Source organism: Actinoalloteichus sp. GBA129-24, from assembly GCF_001941645.1.
GTDB lineage: Bacteria > Actinomycetota > Actinomycetes > Mycobacteriales > Pseudonocardiaceae > Actinoalloteichus_A > Actinoalloteichus_A fjordicus.
Window position 1 is genome coordinate 5658440 of record NZ_CP016077.1, and the last position, 17575, is coordinate 5676014.

Sequence of the window (17575 nt, forward strand, 5' to 3'; positions counted from 1 at the left end):
GGTCACTATCGTCGATCACATGTCACTCACTATGGGCAACGGTCCGTTCGCGAAGCCCCTCGCAGGCGAGTTGAACTTCGATCTGAGTGCCGCCGCGCCGGGACACGTGCTCTACGTGCATGATTTGGATCGCCGGATCAGAGGCGAGTTCGCCGGGCAGATCGTGGTGGACACCGTCCGCGCCAGGATGCTGCACGAGACGAGGCTGCTGCCGCAGTGGTACCTGCCGATCGAGGACGTCGCTCCCGGGGTGCTGGTCGAGAGCGAGCACCGGACGCGGTGTCCGTTCAAGGGCGACGCCCGGTACTGGCACCTGCGCGTCGGCGATCGGGTGGTCCACGACGCGGTGTGGTCCTACCCCGAGCCGGTGCCGGGCTGCCCGGACCTCCGAGGGCTGGTCGCCTTCTACCATGATCGGCTCGACGCCTGGTTCGAGGAGGACGAGCGGCTCCCGGCACACCCGCGCGATCCGTTCCACCGAGTGGACGCACGGAGGTCAGGCAGACGGGTGACGGTGCGCATCCACGACGTGCCGGTGGGCGAGAGCACCGATGCCGTCGTGTTGTTCGAGACCGGACTGCCCGCTCGCTGGTATCTGCCCGCCGATGACGTGGCGACCGAACTCCTGGCCCCCTCCGAGACCGTCACGACCTGCCCGTACAAGGGAGAGGCGAGCTACTTCCACTTCCGGGCCGATGCGGGAGATGCCGACGACGTGGCGTGGAGCTATCCCGAGCCGCTCGCGGAGGCACGACCGGCTGTGGGCATGCTGAGCTTCGCCGGCCCGGCGGTGTCGGTGACGGTCGAGACGTGACCGACGCGGCCTGACCAGCGAACCGGCCCGCACCGACAGCGCCCTTCGACCGGGCCCGACACGATGTCCACCCGCGGTCTGAGCAGCTTCTCGGGCCTGCCCCCGCCGAGCCGTGGAACGACGGCCGAACATCTGGCCGCCGTCAGGCGCAGTGCATACGTCCGACACCAGCCGATTATTTACCGCCGCTTCCTAGTGTCAGGGCCTAACACGGGTTCACGCCGTGTTCGCGGACGAGGCGGGGACGAGGAGTCCTCGGACGCCGCGATTCGATGCGGCCGGGAGGCGCGGGTGTCCGAGACTGCTGTCGTCAACACGAATGCACCGATCACTGTCGTGATCATCCATGACGAGCCCGCGATCACTGCGGGTTTCGCCGCCTGGTACCAGCTCGCGAGCCCCGCGATCTCGGTGGTGGCGGGCGGGCCCGACCCGTCGGTCGCCTGGACCGGTCCGGGACTCAGCGCCGAGGTCGTGTTGTTCGGCCTGCAGCACGGCGAGCCGACGGCACGCGCGGCCGAGGTGCGGCGACTGGCACAGGCGGGACGGCGAGTCCTGCTGCACGCGGGCACCTGGCCGTGGGCCGAGACGGACTCGGCGAGCGTGCGGTGTCTGCCGCGCAGGGTGACCAGGGGCCAGCTGGTGAGTGCCACCCGGCTGGCGGCGCGCGGCGGCACGACGTCGCAGCTGCCGGTGGTCGCGATCCCGGCGCTCTCGCCTCGCGAGGTCGACGTCCTGCGTACCTGGCTGCGCTGCCGGTCGAAGTCCTCGGTGGCCACCGAACTTCAGCTCTCGGCTCGAACGGTCAGCTCCTATCTGGAGCGGATCAGGTTCAAGTACGAGCACGCGGGCAGGCCTGCCTCGACCAAGACCGACCTGCTCGCCAGGGCCCTACAGGACGGGTTGATCAGCCTCGCCGAGATCTGAAGGCAGCGGCGCCTTCGCCCGTCGGACGTCTCATCAGGTGCGTTCACCGAGGCCATGGCGCCGGAGCCCCACAGTAGATCGCGCGAATGTGCCGTCGGCTCCGGTAGCGGAGCCCGACGGCACGTTCCGGCGGTCACGACGGTGGTGGTCGGCGAGGTCGGTCGTTGCCGTCCGCTCGGTGCGTCCTCTCGCTACGTCGTCGCCGGGTCAGCCCGCTGCGAGGACGGCGGTCGAACTCGGCGCGACACTGCTGAACGCGGGCAGGTAGGCCTGGGCGTGTCCGACCGCGTTCGGGTGGAAGGACTCGTTGATCGGCCAGGCGATCGAGTTGATCCACGGAGTGCTCGCGCACACGCCGTGGCCGTCGAACTGGGTCCGCACGTCGGCGTAGGTGAAGCCCGCCGCCCCGGCGCGGGCCGCAGTGACGTCGGCGAGCAGGTCGGCCGTGTCGTTCAGCAGTGCGCGCGACGCCTGGGAGAGGATGCAGGCCCCGGTCGGGTGGAAGAGGCGCGGGTAGCCGAGCACGACCACCGAGGAGTTGGGCGCCGCGCTGCGGATCGCCGCGTAGGTGGCGTCCAACTGCGCGGGCAGCTCCGTCTGGATGTAGGCGTTCGCCTCGGCGGCCGCGTCGCGGCATCCTGCGGTGCCAAGGATCGTGCAGGTGGTGATCACCTCCACGAATCCGGCGTCGTTGCCGCCGATCGAGATGCTCACCAGGTCGGTGTCGGCGTCCAGACCGCCGAGCTGGTTGGCGACGACGTCGTCGGTGACCGCGCCGGAACAGGCCGCGAAGGTGAAGGAGGAGACCTCGTTCGCCGCGGCCCAGAGTTCGGGATAGGCGCCGGGGCTTCGCAGACACGAGCCGCTGTCCGGGTCGTAGTCGCCTATCCCCGTTCCCGAGGCATAGGAGTCGCCGAGGGCGACGTAGTCGACGGGGGCGGCAGGGGCCGTCTCTTCGGCCGACGCGGCCGGTGCCCCCAAGGAGACGGCGATCAGCGCACCGGCAAAAGCGCTGGCTATGCGAGCAAAACGCACGGTTACCTCCGAGTAGATACGTGAGATCACTACGTACCACGCACCTATTCGGGGAGGAAGTTTCCGACACCATGTCTGACCGTCTGGACCAAGGACCACCCGGCCAGGCAGAGATCAGGCGGCGAATCGACCGACAGTCGGTGACACCGCCCCGCTAGGCCTCACCCGTTGAGGGGCTACCTGACTGGGCCATGTGTTGGCAATGTGAAGAGATTATGACAATTGCGGCGGACCCGGATCGGGAACGCCGAGCGGTTCATGCGACACCCGCCGACGGGACCACGGCGATATTCGGCAGGCGCCTGCCCTGCAGGATCGCCTGCGGCGCACCACAGCACCCCCACCGCGGACCGGACGACCTCGCCGAAGCGATCTGCATCGCCGCACGAGCCGATCACACAACAAGGCGTCGCTGAAACGGATGGATACGCAACAGACCGCGCAGGTCAACCGGGATTCGCGAACTGATATTCGCCCGTGCGGCCTCTAGCCTGAGGCGCATGACGGCCACCACCGAGAACTCGGCGATCAGTCCCTCCGGGACCGGCGCCGCCGAGACGCACTCAGCAGCAGCGGGCACCGCCCAGGCAGGCCTCGCCGCCGCCGAGCACATCGCCCTCGACGAGCAGTGGAGCACGCACAACTACCACCCGCTGCCGGTGGTCATCGCCGAGGCACAGGGCGCGTGGGTGACCGACGTGCACGGCAGGCGCTACCTCGACCTCCTGGCCGGCTACTCCGCGCTGAACTTCGGCCATCAGCACCCCGACCTCGTCGCTGCGGCGGTCGAGCAGCTCGGCCGGGTCACACTCACGAGCCGCGCCTTCCACCACGATCAGCTGGGCCTGTTCTGCCGTGAGCTGGCCGAACTCACCGAGACCGAGCTGGTCCTGCCGATGAACTCCGGCGCCGAGGCCGTCGAGTCGGCCGTCAAGGTCGCCCGCAAGTGGGCTTATCAGGTCAAGGGCGTGCCGGACGGTCGGGCCGAGATCATCGTCGCCGGGTCGAACTTCCACGGCCGCACCACCACGATCGTCTCCTTCTCCACCGACCCGACGGCGCGCGCCGACTTCGGGCCGTTCACCCCGGGTTTCGTGGTCGTCGACTACGGCTCGGCGCAGGCAGTGGCCGAGGCGATCACCGAGCACACCGCCGCCGTGCTGGTGGAGCCGATCCAGGGCGAGGCGGGCGTGGTGGTCCCCCCGGCGGGCTATCTGGCCGAGCTGCGCAGGATCTGCGACGACAACGGCGTGCTGCTGATCGCCGACGAGATCCAGTCGGGGCTCGCCCGCACCGGCGAGCTGCTCGCCAGCTCCGCCGACGGGGTTCGCGCCGACCTCTACACCCTGGGCAAGGCGCTCGGCGGCGGGATCGTGCCCGTCTCCGCCGTGGTCGGGCGCCGGGAGGTCCTCGGCGTCCTGCGCCCCGGCGAGCACGGGTCCACCTTCGGCGGCAACCCCCTGGCCTGCGCCGTCGGCCGGGCGGTCATCCGCCTGCTGGCCACCGGCGAGTACCAGCAGCGGTCCCGCGAGTTGGGCGCGCACCTTCATCGGCGGCTCGGCGAGCTGGTCGGGCACGGGGTCAGCGCGGTTCGCGGCCGAGGCCTGTGGGCCGGGGTGGAGATCGCCCCGGAGGGCCCCGCCGGACGGGCGGCGACGGCGGCGCTGCTGGAGCGTGGCGTGCTGTGCAAGGAGACTCAGGACACGACCCTGCGGATCGCGCCGCCGCTGGTCATCACCGAGTCGGAGCTGGACGAGGGCGTCGACGCCGTCGGCGAGGTCCTGTCGCGCTGATCGCGGGAGTGGGGGCGGGCGGGCGAAGCCAGGTTCGGTCGAGTACTGCCGCGCTGCGGCGCAGCCGGTATGCCACTCGATCGATATCTTGCCAAGATCGAACACCTGTTCGATCATCGAATCATGACTGCTCGCCGCCTTCTTCGACTGTTCGACACCCTCCGCACCACGACTGCTGCAGCGGCGGCGCTGATCGCCAACCTGGCGGCTCGCGCGTCGCGGTGTGCGGCTGCGCACCGAGGCGCGACCGCGACAGCGCCGCCCCGCCGGAGAACGCATTCCGACGACCGTCGTCACGATCACCGCCCGCCGCCGACGGCCGAGTCGGGCGGACCGCTGCCCGCCCGACCAGCATCGCCGAGCCGAGCCGCCCTGCCTCGGCCGCGCGCCGATCAGCGGCCGCCGATCCGCCGATCAGGCAGGCCTGCTCCGCCGGGCCAGTGCGGGCGCCGCGTCCTGATCCAGATCGGTCGAGGCCCGAGACAGCGCGATCAGCCTGCTGATCGCCCGCAGGTACTTCTTGCGGTAGCCGCCGCGCAGCATCTCCTCGGTGAACAGCTCGGAGACCGGCACGCCGGAGACCACCACCGGCACCGCCCGGTCGTAGAGCCGGTCGGCGAAGGACACCAGCCGCAGCGCCACATCCTGGCCGGTGGCGGGACGCACGCCCCGCAAGTGGACGACGCTCACGTCGTCGACGAGCCTGCCGTATCGAGAAGGGTGCAGCGTGCCGAGGTGCGTGCACAGCTCGTCGAAGTCGTCGATGCTCGCACCGGCCAGGGCGTCGGCCCGCTCTCGCAGCACGGCATCAGACACCGGCGACGGGGCGTCGGGCAGGCCGCGGTGCCGATAGTCGGCGCCGTCGACCCGCACGATCTCGAAACGCTCCGCCATGGCGTGGATCTCCCGCAGGAAGTCGCCTGCGGCGAAGCGCCCCTCGCCGAGACGGTCCGGCAGCGTGTTGGAGGTCGCCGCCACGCAGACCCCGCCCGAGGTCAGCTCGGCGATCAACCTGGTGACCAGCATCGTGTCACCGGGATCGTCCAGCTCGAACTCGTCGATCGCGAGCAGGCTGTACTCCGAGAGCCTGCGCACCGTCTCGCCGAAGCCCAGCGCTCCGACCAGGTGGGTCAGCTCCACGAAGGTGCCGAAGGCCTTGGGCTCGGGCACCTCGTGCCAGATCGCCGCAAGCAGGTGCGTCTTGCCGACGCCGAAACCACCGTCGAGATACAGTCCTGGCCTGCCCGCCTGTGGCCTGTCGGCTCCGGTGAGCGCCTGCCACCACGACCGGCGCGCGCGGCCCGCACCGACTCGGCCTGCGAACTCGCGGCAGGCCGTCAGCGCCGCCGACTGGCTCGGCTGCGCCGGGTCGGGCAGGTAGGTGTCGAAGCGGACGCCGTCGAATCTCGGCGGCGGACACATCGCCGCCACCAGCTCGTCCGGTCCGACCTCAGGGGAGCGGTCGGTCAGATGGGTGGCGGGCATGCCCTTGAGCCTAATCCTCGCACCAGGATGGAATCGTGCAGAGCCTCTTCATCGCCACGACGGAGACCCCCAGCACCACAGTCGGGCCCGGCGCCGCCCAGGCCGCCGAGCCGGGCCGGGCACTGTCGGAACTCGACGTCGAGGCCGTCTACGCCTATCCGGAGCCGCTGGACCGGCCCTGGCTGCGGGTCAACTTCGTCACCAGTCTCGACGGCGCCGCCAGCGCGGTCGACGGCCGCTCCCGCTCGCTGTCCAGCCCGGCCGACCGCCGGATGCTCGCCCTGCTCCGTGACCTCTCGGACGTCATCCTGGTCGGCGCCGGGACCGCCGTGGCCGAGGGGTACCGGGCGGTGCGGCCGCAGGAGAGCCGGGCCGAGCGACGCGCCAGGCTGGGGCTTACCTCCCTCCCGCCGATCGCCGTCGTCACGGCCACCGGTGATCTGGACCCGGCGAGCGGGCTGTTCGGCGACGCCTCGGTCGACGCGCCGACGATCGTCTTCACCACGGACGCCGTCGGGCGGGACCGCCGACGCGCGCTGACGAGCGCGGGCGCCGACGTGGTGATCGTCGGGGACCAGGCCGTCGACCTTGTCGCCCTGCTGGCTGAGCTGGACGGGCGAGGCCTGCGCCGCGTCTGCTGCGAGGGCGGTCCTCGGCTGTTCGGCTCGTTGATCGCCGCCGACGTCGTGGACGAGCTGTGCCTCACCGTCGCACCGCTGTTGGAGGGCGGCACCGCGCCCCGGATCTCGGCCGCCGCGCCGACCGTCCGGCCGCCGAGCGCGATGACCCTGCGCTCGGTACTGCACGCCGACGGCCAGCTTTTCCTCCGCCACGCGCGGACTCAGGGCTGATCCGGCCGTCGGCTCATCGCCTCGCCCGGCGCGGCTCGATGCCGATGCCGATGCCGGGCAGCCGGCCTCGCCCTGGGACACCGCCGGCCGCTTCGCAGGCGCCCTTCGGACGGGTGAGTCCGGGACCACCCGATGGGGTGGGGTCGGGTAGGTCTGGTCCCTCGCGGGCACCACGGGCGGACAGACCATGCGCGCCCTGCCTCGGTGGAAGACCGGTGTCAGCCCGGCCCCGGCGAGGCGGCACCGGGGCGCGGTCGGGCGACGAAAGGACCACTGCCATGGCAGCGAGCAGCGGGGTGACTCGCAACGACGAGCCGGGCACGATCGATGTGAGCCTGCTGTCTGGGCCGACGCATGCCTGGGCGGCCGGCGAGCGACAGGCGGGCAAGACCAGCATCTCCCCCGCCGTGGTGCAGAAGGTGGCGGGCATCGCGGCCAGGGAGATCGCAGGCGTGGCCGCGATGGGCGGCGGGGTGTCCCGTGCGTTCGGGGCGCTGCGCGAGCGGATTCCCGGCGGCGGCACCTCGGCCACCGCAGGTGTGCAGGTCGAGGTCGGTGAACGGCAGGCGGCCGTCGACCTGGACATCATCGTCGAGTACGGCATGTCCATCGCCGAACTGGCCAGGGCGGTGCGTCGCAATGTCGTGACCGCCGTCGAGCGCATGACCGGGCTCGACGTGATCGAGGTCAACATCGCGGTGAACGACATCCGGCTCCCCGAGGAGGAGAGGCCGGAGCCCGCCTCTCCCCGAGTCGAATGACCGGGCCGTCCGCCGGGCCGCCCGCTGCAGCGCCATCGGCATCGCACCTGCGACGCGCGGATCGAGCGGACGGCTCGACCCGGCGCCGACGAGCGGACGACGGTCCCGGTGGTGCGCCGCCGTCCGAGAGGCCCAGAGCCGATCGGAGCCGCCGATGACCGCCCGGCGGCCTGCGTCGGCGGAGCGGGCGGCACTCCGCGCGTTCGTCCGCGAGCACCATCCCGACCTCGGCGGCGATCCCGACCGATTCGCCGAGGGCCTGCGCAGCCTCCAGGAGGCCCGTCGCCGGGCCGAACTCGGCCTCGAGGCGTCCGGACGTCATCGCGCCGACCCCGCAGGCAGGCCCTCGCCCGCTGATCGCTTCGACGCCCCCATCGTCGTTCGCAGGCGCGACACGGCCGGCACCAGGCTGATGCGTCGCCTCCGCTGCTGGGCGGGCAGGCGACGGCGCCCGTCCCGCGTCCGATGAATCCGGTCCCGCCCGTCAGGAGGCTCCCCATGACCACCACCCATACCGGGCTGATCGCCGGCCTGGTCCTCGGCCTGGCCGGTTCCCTCGGCGGCTTCTCGGCATTCGTGATCTGCCTCGTCGTCGGGGCCATCGGCCTCTTCGTGGGGCGGGCCCTCGACGGGGAGCTGGATCTCCGGGAGATGCTCGGTCGGGATCGAGGCGAAGAACGGTGAGCACCGTCGCGAGCCGAGGCGACGGGCGTCCGGTCCGGCACCCCGTGCACCGGGATGCTGGCCGCGACGACACTGGGTCGGCGGGCCTGCCCGGCGACCGAGGTGCCCTGACGATCGCTCCGGTCGTCTTCCGCAAGCTGGTCAGGCACGCCGCCGAGGAGATCCCCGAGGTCCTGCCCGACCGCCACGGGAATCGAGGCGTGCGGGTCCGGCACCACGGCGGCCCGGCGGCCGGTTCCCGTGGACGACGCGGCGGCAGGCGTGATCGACGTCGAACCGCCGCCCCGTCGCGCGGCGGCGACGGCCCGCGCACCGAGGCAGCCGACGCTGTTCGAGTTCGACTGAGCCTGGCGCTGCGGTATCCGTGCTCGATCCGCGAGACCGCCTGGCGAATCCGAGAACGCGTGATCGCCGAGGTCGGCAGACTCACCGGAACCCCTGTTCATTCGGTCGACATCATCGTCCACGGCCTTCGCGGCAGGACCGTCCCCCGAGTGCGCTGAGCCGACTCGCCCAGCCTCCGTCCGTCGCCGACGTCGGACGAGGCCGTGCACCGCCGAAGACCTCGACGCTGGGAGGCCTGGTCGATGCGACTGCTCGTGCGACTGCTCGCCACACTCGTCGGGCTGGGGCTCGCCGTCGCGGGCGTGCTGCTCGTCGTCGAGGTCAGCTGGTCCTGGCTGCGGCCGGGCAGCGCGCCGCTGCTTGTGCCCTGGCGGACCTGGCTCGAGCACGGCACCCGGCTCGACTGGGCCGATCGGGAGGTGCTGGCCGGTTCACTGCTGACGATCACGGCCGGTCTGCTGCTGTGTACGGCGGCGTCCGCCGCGCGGCGACGCGAGCTGCCGCTGGCCGATCTGCGTCCGGAGGTGTCGGTCACCACGTCGAGTCGGTCGGTGGCGCGGCTCATCGTGCATCGTCTCCGCGCCGAGGGCGACGTCGCGGACGTCGCGGTGCACGCCGACCGCCGCCGGATCAGGGTGCGGGTCGTCGGCTCCCGGCCGGGGTCGCGCGAGCTGCGCCCCCGACTCCTCGACGTGACCCGCAAGCTGGTCGCCGACCTCCCGCTGCGAGAACAGCCTCGGATCGCGGTGGACGTGCGCGGCGAGCGGCAGCCCCGATGAGCCGTCGACGAGGTCCGCTCGACGCCTGGTCGGCGGACTGGGAGCGCGCCGTCGTCTGGACTGCGGGACTGCTGGGCGTCGCGATCGGTCTGATCGCTCTGCTCACGGGCGGCGGGCTGTTCGGCGTCTTCCGGGGCCGACGACCGCTGGCCGATCCGCTGGCACTCGACTGGCTCGGCGCGCACCCGACCGGTGCCAGGACGGCGGCGATCCTGCTGGGACTGCTGCTCCTGCTGACCGGCGTCGGCGCGGTCTTCATCGCCCTGCGGCCCGAGCACCATCCCGACCTGGTGTTCACCGACGACAGCCGGGACCGGCTCGTGATCACCGCCTCCGCCGTCGCCGAGGCCGTCCGCGCCGACGCAGAGGCGATCCCCGGTGTCAGTCGGGCGCGCGCGGCCGTCGTCGGGAGCACGCGCCGTCCCACGCTGCGCCTGACGCTGGCGCTGCGCGAGGGCAGCGACCTGCCGACGGTCTGGACCGAGCTGGATCGTGGCGTCGTCGAGCGGGCTCGCCGTTCGCTGGGGGTGAGCGTCCTGCCTGCGGCCGTCCACCTGGAGTTCGACGCGGCACCGGTCGCCCGCGTGACCTGACCAGGCACGAGGCGAGGTCGTCGACCACGGCGTCGAGTCGAGATGCCAGGCGCCGTCCGCCGGGAGACGATGTCGGGATGGCACTGCCGTTGAGGTCGCCGATCCAGCCGATGCTGGCGAGTCCCGCCGCCGAACTGCCCGCCGGTGACTGGCTGTTCGAGCCGAAATGGGACGGCTTCCGCTGCCTGGTGTTCCGCGAGGCGGACGAGATCCTCCTGCAGTCTCGCACCGGCCGATCGCTGAACCGCTACTTCCCCGAGGTGATGCGGCGTCTCGTCGAGATCCTGCCCGAGGAGATCGTCCTGGACGGAGAACTGGTGGTGGCCAGAGGCGGCAGGCTCGACTTCGACGCGCTCGGCGAACGAATCCATCCCGCCGACAGCAGGGTCCGCATGCTCGCCGAGACGACGCCCGCCGAGTTCCTGGCCTTCGATCTGCTGGCGCTCGGCTCGCGCGATCTGCTCGCCGCTCCGCTCCATGAGCGCCGCGAACTGCTCGTGGAACTCGGATCGCGGGGAGAACCCGCCGGACTGCGGATCACGCCCGCGACGACCGACCCGGACACCGCCATGACCTGGTTCGACCTGTTCGAGGGCGCAGGCCTGGACGGGATCGTCTGCAAGTTGTTGGACGGCGCCTACACACCCGGCCGCCGGACCATGATCAAGCTCAAGCACGAGCGCACGGCCGACTGCGTGGTGGCCGGGCTGCGCTGGCACGCCAAGACCGAACCGGGCACCTCGGTGGGCTCGCTGCTGCTCGGGCTGTACGACGATCGGGACGTCCTGCATCACGTCGGCGTCGTCGGCGCCTTCACCGGCGCCGTCCGGCGCTCGCTGGCCGCCGAGCTGGCCGAGCTGCACGTGGCCGACTCCGAGGAGCATCCCTGGCTCGGCGAGCAGGCCGCCGACGGGCAACGGGTGCCCGGGGGCGAGAGCCGCTGGCGCAAGGCGAGCGCCGACTGGGTGCCCCTGCGGCCGGAGCGCGTGGTGGAGGTTGCCTACGACCACACCGAAGGCGCCCAGCCCGCCCGCTTCCGCCACACGGCCCGGTTTCGTCGCTGGCGCCCGGATCGTGATCCGGCATCCTGTCGATACGATCAGCTCGACGAGCCCGTCCGCTACGACTTGGCCGGAGTGCTCGCGGGCGAGGTCCGGCAGCCGGGTTCTCCCTGAGCCTGCGTCGGACTTCGGAGCGGACTCCGCCTGCATCGTCACCGACTGCCCAGCCTCCCGACGGCCCGCCGTGCGGCTGCTCGACGGCGGCGCTGATCACATGACCATCGGCCGTTATGCGCGCCTCACGAGGAGACAGGCAGGCTGACTGCGTAGCCTTGGGCTCGGACGAGTCCGAGCCCGCCGAGCCGACCCGGAAGACAGCGGTGTCGGCAGGCCGAGTGCCGCAGCTCGGCGCCGCAGCCAGGCTGAAGCAGCCGCAGGGTCCGGCCGCCCCGTGCGACCGGCCGAGACCGACGACGACACCCGACCGACGTCAGGCGAGGTCCGGGCACCTCCCGACATCGCCGAGATCCCAGACCTTGACGACCGCCTCGAGAGCAAGGAGACGCCGTGCCGCGCATCGACCGGACGGTCGCCGTGCTGTGCGCCGCGCTCGCCGTGATCCTCACCGCCGCCTCCTGCACGGCGGGCGGCTCCGAGCGACCGCCGGTGCCGCTGTTGATCGAGGGCTCGGACGACGCGCCCGACGCCGCAGGCCCGGACGGCCAGGTGCCCGTCCCCGAGCTGGAGACGCCCGCCGGCATGCTGGCGTGGTCGGACTGCACGGCCGCGACCGTCGACCGGCTCGGCACCGCCGCAGGCACCTCGGCGGAGTACCAGTGCGCCCAGCTGGTGGCGCCGCTGGAGGCGCCGGGGGTTCCCGGTCTCGGCTCGACCCCGGTGAACCTGCTGCGGGTCGGCACGGGTCCGACGCCGCTGGTCGTGGTCAACGACGCCGCAGGCGTGCCAGGCACGCTGTTCGCGGCACAGCTGGCCGAGAGCCTGTCTCCGGAGATGCTGACGACCTTCTCGCTCATCGGCGTCGACCGGCGCGGCACCGGGACGTCCTTCGACACGAGCTGCGTCCGCCCGCAGGACCGGGAGACCGTGCTGTCCTACGACCCCGCCGCGACCACCACCGAGGAGCTGCGAGCTCTCCAGTCGGCCACCGAGAACGCGGCCAAGGAGTGCACCCTCGTCCTGGATGAGCTGACCAGGGCGTTCGACGGGTTTCGCACGGCAGGCGATCTCGAACAGCTGCGCGGCGAGCTGGGCCTGGAGAGACTGCACGCCATCGGCCGGGGCGAGGGGTCGCAGACGTTGACCACCTACGCCCAGCGCTTCCCCGGATCGGTGGGGAGGCTGGTGCTCGACGGCGTGCCGGATCCGAATCTCGATGCCGTCGGGCTGGCCGAGGAACAGGCCAGATCCGCCGAGTCCGCGCTGGACGCCTTCCTGACCGACTGCGCGAACGGCCCGGACTGCGCGCTGGGTCCGGACCCTCGGCAGACACTCGACGCGCTGCTCGACGAACTCGCCGCGAGCCCGGCGCCGACCGAGGGAGCGCCGCTGACCCGAGGTCTGGCGACCAACGCGATCCTGCTCGGGCTGGCCGACCGAGCAAGCTGGCCCGAGCTGGCCGACCGGATCGCAGGCGCGGTCGACGGGCGAGGACAGGACCTGGCTGCGCTGGTCGAGCCGCTCCTGACGTCGGCGGGCGGCGATCAGCCCCGCTTCGAGGCGATGCTGATCAGCGGCTGCAACGACACCCGGGACCGCATTCCGCCCAACCGGGTGGCGGAGCTGGCCTCCGAGTGGACGCAGCGCCATCCGTACTTCGGCGGTCTGGCGGCGCAGCGCCTCATGCTGTGCAGCTCCTGGCCGATTCCCACCGACGAGCCCGAGTCGCCGGACGTGGACGGCCTGCCGCCGATCCCGCTGATCGCGACGGCGCTCGACCCGGTCACTCCGGGGCTGGGCAGCGCGAAGGCGGCCGAGGCGCTCTCGGGTTCCGTACTGGTGGACTGGCAGGGCGCGGGACACGGCGCACTGGGCGTCTCCACCTGTGCCACCAGGGTCGCCGAGGACTATCTCCTGCACGGCGAGGTGCCTGCGGACACGGTGGTCTGCCCGCCGTGACGGTTCGGCGCCCACGACGGGTCACGACATCGCCTGCCTCGGTCGGCGGCCGGCTCCGGGTGAGGAGCGTCGACCATCGTGCGTGGTCCAGTCGAGCCCTTCGGGTGTCCCCCCGAAGGCACTCGATCCGCGACCCGGCGCGCAGCAGATCGGGGACCTCGGAGTCGCAGCGGGCGGGGACGAGACCACCGCACGGCACGAGGCCGCCGGGTATGAGCGATCCGTCTCCTCGGCCCTGACACCGCCCGGCGGGCGGCGAAGCCGGAACCGAGGCTCACCGCCGTCGAACCGGGGCAGGCGGTGAGCGCGGGAAGGGCCGCGCCCGCCGCCACGTCTCGTCCGGGTCCGACAGCAGGCCTGGCGCGGGCTCGCGGTCGGAGACAAGTCGGCCGGCCGGTCAGCAGCCCTTGCAGCAACCGCAGCCGGGTCCGGTGCACCCGGAGCAGCATCCGCATCCATCGAGACCGGGCGGCAGGGTTCGAACACTCTCCATGGTGACCTCCTGGGGACGCTGGTGTGCCGGACGCCTGTCGATGCTGCTGTACGCACCGAAGGCCCCGGCACCACCGCCAGATTGAAGAGGTGCCACGTCGGAGTCGTCGAACCTGCCACACACCGTGACATCGCCCCGCCCCTGCCGTCTCACCATTCGGACGCAAGGTCGAGCCGCAAAGCAGGCCACGATGTCGGATCAGCGCGTTGAACTGGCCTTTCGGCGTCAGCGTGATCCACCGGACCGGGTGGCGATACGGGCCATCAGCTTATGCGTATGAGTGAATGCGGGGCGGGATCGATCACCGAGCGCGCGGGCCTCGGCAGGCAGGGTCGCGGGCCAGCGACGAGGCCCGACCGGGCCGCAGAACGCGCCGGAGCAGCGTCCTCCGCCTGCCTGCCGATGATCGCGAACCCGGCTCGGCGTTCGAGGAGGCAGGGCGGCGGGAGGGGCCGACACCTGTCGTCGCAGGCTCGATCGGTGCGGGCGAGGTGTAGCGCGAGGCGGCCGCCCACGCTCGGCACCACACTCGCGGCCGCCGGACCCGACCCGCCTTGTCCTCGATGCGTCGCACCGTGCCGAGTCGGCTCCGCCGGACTGTCGGGACAGGCGACCGGCCACCTCGACGCGACCGGGCGCCGAGCGGGCGGCCTCGCGCCGGTCGCCAAGGCTGGCATGCCCGGCCCGCCCGACAGTGCGGATCGGGCGGGCCGGGCCGGGCCGAGTTACCGGTTCTGCTGTTCGCCGAGCGACCGCTCCGCCAACGGCGAATCGGGGTCACGACGGCTGCCGAGGTGCACGAACGACGTGAATCCCCATTCGGTGAGTCGGTCGAGCTGGGCACCGAACTTGCCGCGCCTGCGGACCGGAGCGGCCGGTCTCCCCGCCGCCCGCAGCTCGCGCGCGACGGCCAGCACCTCGGCCGACTGGACCTCCGACTCGTGCAGCACCGCCACCTGCTCGCCACGCCGGGCCCCGCCGAGCAGGTCCACGATCCGTTCGAATCCGATGGAGAAGCCGCAGGCGGGCACCTCCCGGCCGAGCGACCGTCCGATCAACCGGTCATAGCGCCCGCCGCCCGCCAGCGACGACGCGCTGTCCGGGTGCACGATCTCGAAGACCTGCCCGGTGTAGTACCCCATCCCCCGGACCAGCGTCGGGTCGAACTCCCAGGTCGAGCCGGACGACTCGGCCAGCGGGGCCAGACCCGCGATGGTCGTGCCGAGGTCGGCCAGGGTCTGCTCGGCCAGGGCCGGCAGGGCGTCGGCCAGGGTGTCCACCACGCTGTCGATGGGCACGGACTTCAGCCGCTCGATCTGGGTGCGCACCACCCCGACCGCCTCGGCCGCCAGGCCACGGGACTCCACCAGTTCGGCGGTGACGCCGTCCCAGCCGATCTTGTCGAGCTTGTCGAGGGTGATGAAGAAGCCGTCCCAGGTCTCCGGCGGCAGCCCGACGTGCTCGGCCAGGGCGGCGAGCAGCCTGCGGTCGGAGATGCGGACGGTCGTGCCCGCCAGGCCGATCGCGTCCAGCGCCGCCACGGTCGCCTCGATCAGCTCGATCTCGGCGAGCACGCTCTCTTCACCGATGATGTCGATGTCGCACTGGTAGAACTGCCGGTAACGGCCCTTCTGCGGCCGCTCCGCCCGCCAGACCGGCCCGAACTGGAACGATCGAAACGGCAGCGGAAGCTGGGCGTGGTGCGCGCCGTAGAAGCGGGTGAGCGGAACGGTGAGGTCGTACCGCAGCCCCAGGTCCACCAGGTCGGCCAGCCCGACGCCCTCGGCGAGCGGCTCGGCGAGGCCCCGCCGCAGCACCCGGTAGATCAGCTTCTCGTTCTCGCCGCCCTGCCCGCCGGTGAGCCTGCCGATGTCCTCCAGCGCCGGGGTCTCGATGCGGTGGTAGCCGTGATGCCGGTAGACCTCCGTGATGGCCGCCAGCACATGATCGCGATCGGCGACGGTGGCGGGAAGCAGGTCACGGGTGCCCCTCGGGGGGCTGTTGTCAGATTTCACCGATCATCCTTGCGCTACGAACCAGGTCATGGCGCCTGCCGCGACACCGGGCGGGCACCGCGCTGAATCCTAGGCCCTGACGTCGGCGCTCCCTCCGTGGCGAGCACGCAGCGGCGGTCGCCGAACCCTGCCGAACCCGCCGGGCCGCCCGTCGGCGGAGACGGGGCGGGGGCAGGCGATGCGGGAGACGGACCCGATGCACCGGCTGCCGCCGACGGCGCGGCGCTCGTGGTCCGCAGGCGGGCGACTGCTCACGACGGCGACCGCCCGGCCCGGCCGCGTGCTCGGCCTCGGGCGCGGGTCAGCTCTTCGGCGGGCGACGCTCCCGGCTCGGCTGCACCCTGGGCGGCTCGCCCGGCATCTTGGGGTGGTCGGGCGGATAGGGCAGGTCGCCGAGCCCGTGGTCTCGGGCATCACGATCCGCCCACTCCAGCAGGGTGTCGATGGCCTGCGGGTGATCATCGAGGTCCGCATGCGCGTCGCCGTGCTCGGCCAGCCAGTCGGGCACGGTGCGCAGCGTGAAGTCGGCAGGCTGCACCGAGTCGAGCTGATCCCAGCGCAGCGGCGTGGAGACGGTCGCACGCGGGGTGCCGCGCACCGACCAGGCCGAGGCGATCGTGCGGTCCCGTGCCGTCTGGTTGAAGTCGAGGAAGACCCGGCGGCCCCGCTCCTCCTTCCACCAGGAGACGGTGGCCAGGTTCGGAATCCGCCGGGTGACCTCGCGCGCCAGGGCGATCACCGCGCGGCGGACTCCGACGAAGTCGTGCTCGGGACGAATCCTGGCCAGCACGTGGACGCCCCGGCCGCCGGAGGTCTTGGGATGGCCGACGACGCCCGCGTCGGCGAGCACCTCCGCCAGTACCAGCGCCACCCGGACGGCGTCGTCGAAGGTGGTGCCGGGCTGCGGATCGAGGTCGATGCGCAGCTCGTCCGGGCGGTCCACGTCGGAGCGGCGGACCGGCCAGGGGTGGAAGTCGAAGGTGCCGAGGTTGGCGGCCCAGGCGAGCACGGCGGGCTCCGTCGGGCACACCTCCACGGCGGTACGGCCCGAGGGGAAGGTGATCTCCACGCCCTCGATCCAGCTCGGCGCGCCCTTCGGCACGCGCTTGGCGTAGAAGGGCTCCCCTTCCACTCCGTCGGGGAACCGTTTGAGGGTCGTCGGCCGATGCAGCAGCGCGGCCAGCAGCGGCTCGGCGACCGTCAGGTAGTAGTCGACCAGCTCACGCTTGGTGATCCCCGGCTCCGGGAAGTACACCTTGTCGGGGTTCGTCACCCGCACGCGTCGGTCCCCCTGCGGCCCTGGGACGACGATCTCGACGGCATCGGCCATCCGGCCAGCGTAAGTGCGGTGTGCGCACCGCGCGCCCGGAGCGGGCGTCCCCCGCCGTGGAACGGAGGAGCCGGTGCACGTGGCGGGCGGGAAGCGGCGAAACCGCTACCGTGGGAGGCATGGGTGAGAGCAGTCGGCCGAGGGACTCCGACGACGGCGGTCGCCGCGAGATGAGCGCGGGCGGCCCGACGACACCCTCGGACCGTTTCACGGAGGACCTGATCGGACTCGACCCCCACGATCCGGAGGCGAAGGCCTTCGCCGCACATCTCGACCGGATGGAACGCGACCGGCCGAGCATGACGATCGAGGGCTCGCTGGCGGCGCTGCGGGAGTTCACCGACTCGGCCAATCGGGTCGGCGGCGGCAGACGGCTGGTCGCGGTGGTCGTGGTCACCCTGATCCTGACGGCGTTCCTGCTGCTCGTCTGGCACATCCTGGTGCTCGCCGCCACCGTCTTCCTCGGGTGACCTCGGCCTGCCTCGGGTGACGACCACCGCAGCCGCGTCACGCGCCGACCGCGGCCGGACAGG

At 72.1% G+C, this 17575-nt stretch carries 17 protein-coding genes; 13 read left to right on the plus strand and 4 right to left on the minus strand.

The features are described from left to right. The first annotated feature begins 19 nt into the window (after positions 1-19). Entirely contained in the window at positions 20-814 is a 795-nt protein-coding gene (locus tag UA75_RS24205) for a DUF427 domain-containing protein (protein WP_075742227.1), read from the plus strand. Between the two features lie 291 nt (positions 815-1105). Further along, positions 1106-1741, plus strand: a complete 636-nt coding sequence (locus UA75_RS24210; protein ID WP_075742228.1) for a helix-turn-helix transcriptional regulator — start codon at positions 1106-1108, stop codon at positions 1739-1741. A 207-nt stretch (positions 1742-1948) separates the two neighbouring features. Here UA75_RS24210 and UA75_RS24215 read toward each other — a convergent pair whose 3' ends face one another. Further along, complete coding sequence (locus tag UA75_RS24215; protein WP_075742229.1) at positions 1949-2776, minus strand: SGNH/GDSL hydrolase family protein; 828 nt, start codon at positions 2774-2776, stop codon at positions 1949-1951. A 500-nt stretch (positions 2777-3276) separates the two neighbouring features. Here UA75_RS24215 and rocD point away from each other — a divergent pair, with 500 nt between their 5' ends. Beyond that, the gene (gene rocD / locus UA75_RS24220; RefSeq protein ID WP_083690884.1) at positions 3277-4569 is read left to right on the plus strand and encodes an ornithine--oxo-acid transaminase; all 1293 of its coding nucleotides are present in this window, start codon (positions 3277-3279) and stop codon (positions 4567-4569) included. Between the two features lie 414 nt (positions 4570-4983). Here the strand turns inward: rocD and zapE are convergent, their stop codons facing one another. Then, complete coding sequence (gene zapE / locus UA75_RS24230; RefSeq protein WP_075742231.1) at positions 4984-6054, minus strand: cell division protein ZapE; 1071 nt, start codon at positions 6052-6054, stop codon at positions 4984-4986. Between the two features lie 35 nt (positions 6055-6089). On the opposite strand from zapE, the gene UA75_RS24235 reads away from it, so the two are divergent. The 9 genes from UA75_RS24235 (at position 6090) to UA75_RS24275 (ending at position 13204) form a co-directional block, all read left to right on the plus strand. Further along, positions 6090-6905, plus strand: a complete 816-nt coding sequence (locus UA75_RS24235; protein WP_083683548.1) for a pyrimidine reductase family protein — start codon at positions 6090-6092, stop codon at positions 6903-6905. 278 nt (positions 6906-7183) lie between these two features. Next, positions 7184-7666 carry an Asp23/Gls24 family envelope stress response protein gene (locus tag UA75_RS24240; protein ID WP_083683549.1) on the plus strand — a complete coding sequence of 161 codons (483 nt, stop codon included), beginning with the start codon at positions 7184-7186 and terminating at the stop codon, positions 7664-7666. A gap of 154 nt (positions 7667-7820) precedes the next feature. Continuing rightward, positions 7821-8135, plus strand: a complete 315-nt coding sequence (locus UA75_RS24245; RefSeq protein WP_075742232.1) for a hypothetical protein — start codon at positions 7821-7823, stop codon at positions 8133-8135. A 29-nt stretch (positions 8136-8164) separates the two neighbouring features. After that, positions 8165-8350 (plus strand): hypothetical protein, encoded by a 186-nt coding sequence (locus UA75_RS24250; protein WP_075742233.1) that lies wholly within the window; start codon positions 8165-8167, stop codon positions 8348-8350. Further along, entirely contained in the window at positions 8347-8853 is a 507-nt protein-coding gene (locus UA75_RS24255) for an Asp23/Gls24 family envelope stress response protein (RefSeq protein WP_075742234.1), read from the plus strand. The genes UA75_RS24250 and UA75_RS24255 overlap by 4 nt, the downstream gene beginning before the upstream one ends. Before the next feature lie 84 nt (positions 8854-8937). Next, on the plus strand, positions 8938-9474 hold the full coding sequence (locus UA75_RS24260) for a DUF6286 domain-containing protein (protein WP_075742235.1): 537 nt from the start codon (positions 8938-8940) through the stop codon (positions 9472-9474). Then, positions 9471-10067 (plus strand): hypothetical protein, encoded by a 597-nt coding sequence (locus UA75_RS24265; protein WP_075742236.1) that lies wholly within the window; start codon positions 9471-9473, stop codon positions 10065-10067. The genes UA75_RS24260 and UA75_RS24265 overlap by 4 nt, the downstream gene beginning before the upstream one ends. 77 nt (positions 10068-10144) lie before the next feature. Next, the gene (locus tag UA75_RS24270) at positions 10145-11242 is read left to right on the plus strand and encodes an ATP-dependent DNA ligase (RefSeq protein WP_075742237.1); all 1098 of its coding nucleotides are present in this window, start codon (positions 10145-10147) and stop codon (positions 11240-11242) included. 393 nt (positions 11243-11635) lie between these two features. After that, positions 11636-13204 carry an alpha/beta hydrolase gene (locus tag UA75_RS24275; RefSeq protein WP_075742238.1) on the plus strand — a complete coding sequence of 523 codons (1569 nt, stop codon included), beginning with the start codon at positions 11636-11638 and terminating at the stop codon, positions 13202-13204. A gap of 1218 nt (positions 13205-14422) precedes the next feature. Here UA75_RS24275 and hisS read toward each other — a convergent pair. Both hisS and ligD read right to left on the minus strand, forming a co-directional pair. After that, positions 14423-15712, minus strand: a complete 1290-nt coding sequence (gene hisS, locus UA75_RS24285; protein WP_075742240.1) for a histidine--tRNA ligase — start codon at positions 15710-15712, stop codon at positions 14423-14425. A 301-nt stretch (positions 15713-16013) separates the two neighbouring features. Continuing rightward, entirely contained in the window at positions 16014-17042 is a 1029-nt protein-coding gene (gene ligD / locus UA75_RS24290; protein WP_075742241.1) for a non-homologous end-joining DNA ligase, read from the minus strand. Positions 17043-17161: 119 nt separating this feature from the next. On the opposite strand from ligD, the gene UA75_RS24295 reads away from it, so the two are divergent. Further along, positions 17162-17512 carry a hypothetical protein gene (locus UA75_RS24295; RefSeq protein WP_232237392.1) on the plus strand — a complete coding sequence of 117 codons (351 nt, stop codon included), beginning with the start codon at positions 17162-17164 and terminating at the stop codon, positions 17510-17512. Positions 17513-17575 lie beyond the last annotated feature (63 nt).

Coding starts and splice junctions, on each gene's coding strand:
- UA75_RS24265 (WP_075742236.1), top strand. CDS start 9,471: ATGAGCCGTCGACGAGGTCCGCTCGACGCCTGGTCGGCGGACTGGGAG.
- UA75_RS24295 (WP_232237392.1), top strand. CDS start 17,162: ATGGGTGAGAGCAGTCGGCCGAGGGACTCCGACGACGGCGGTCGCCGC.
- rocD (WP_083690884.1), top strand. CDS start 3,277: ATGACGGCCACCACCGAGAACTCGGCGATCAGTCCCTCCGGGACCGGC.
- UA75_RS24245 (WP_075742232.1), top strand. CDS start 7,821: ATGACCGCCCGGCGGCCTGCGTCGGCGGAGCGGGCGGCACTCCGCGCG.
- UA75_RS24240 (WP_083683549.1), top strand. CDS start 7,184: ATGGCAGCGAGCAGCGGGGTGACTCGCAACGACGAGCCGGGCACGATC.
- UA75_RS24260 (WP_075742235.1), top strand. CDS start 8,938: ATGCGACTGCTCGTGCGACTGCTCGCCACACTCGTCGGGCTGGGGCTC.
- UA75_RS24270 (WP_075742237.1), top strand. CDS start 10,145: ATGGCACTGCCGTTGAGGTCGCCGATCCAGCCGATGCTGGCGAGTCCC.
- UA75_RS24205 (WP_075742227.1), top strand. CDS start 20: ATGTCACTCACTATGGGCAACGGTCCGTTCGCGAAGCCCCTCGCAGGC.
- UA75_RS24250 (WP_075742233.1), top strand. CDS start 8,165: ATGACCACCACCCATACCGGGCTGATCGCCGGCCTGGTCCTCGGCCTG.
- ligD (WP_075742241.1), bottom strand. CDS start 17,042: ATGGCCGATGCCGTCGAGATCGTCGTCCCAGGGCCGCAGGGGGACCGA.
- zapE (WP_075742231.1), bottom strand. CDS start 6,054: ATGCCCGCCACCCATCTGACCGACCGCTCCCCTGAGGTCGGACCGGAC.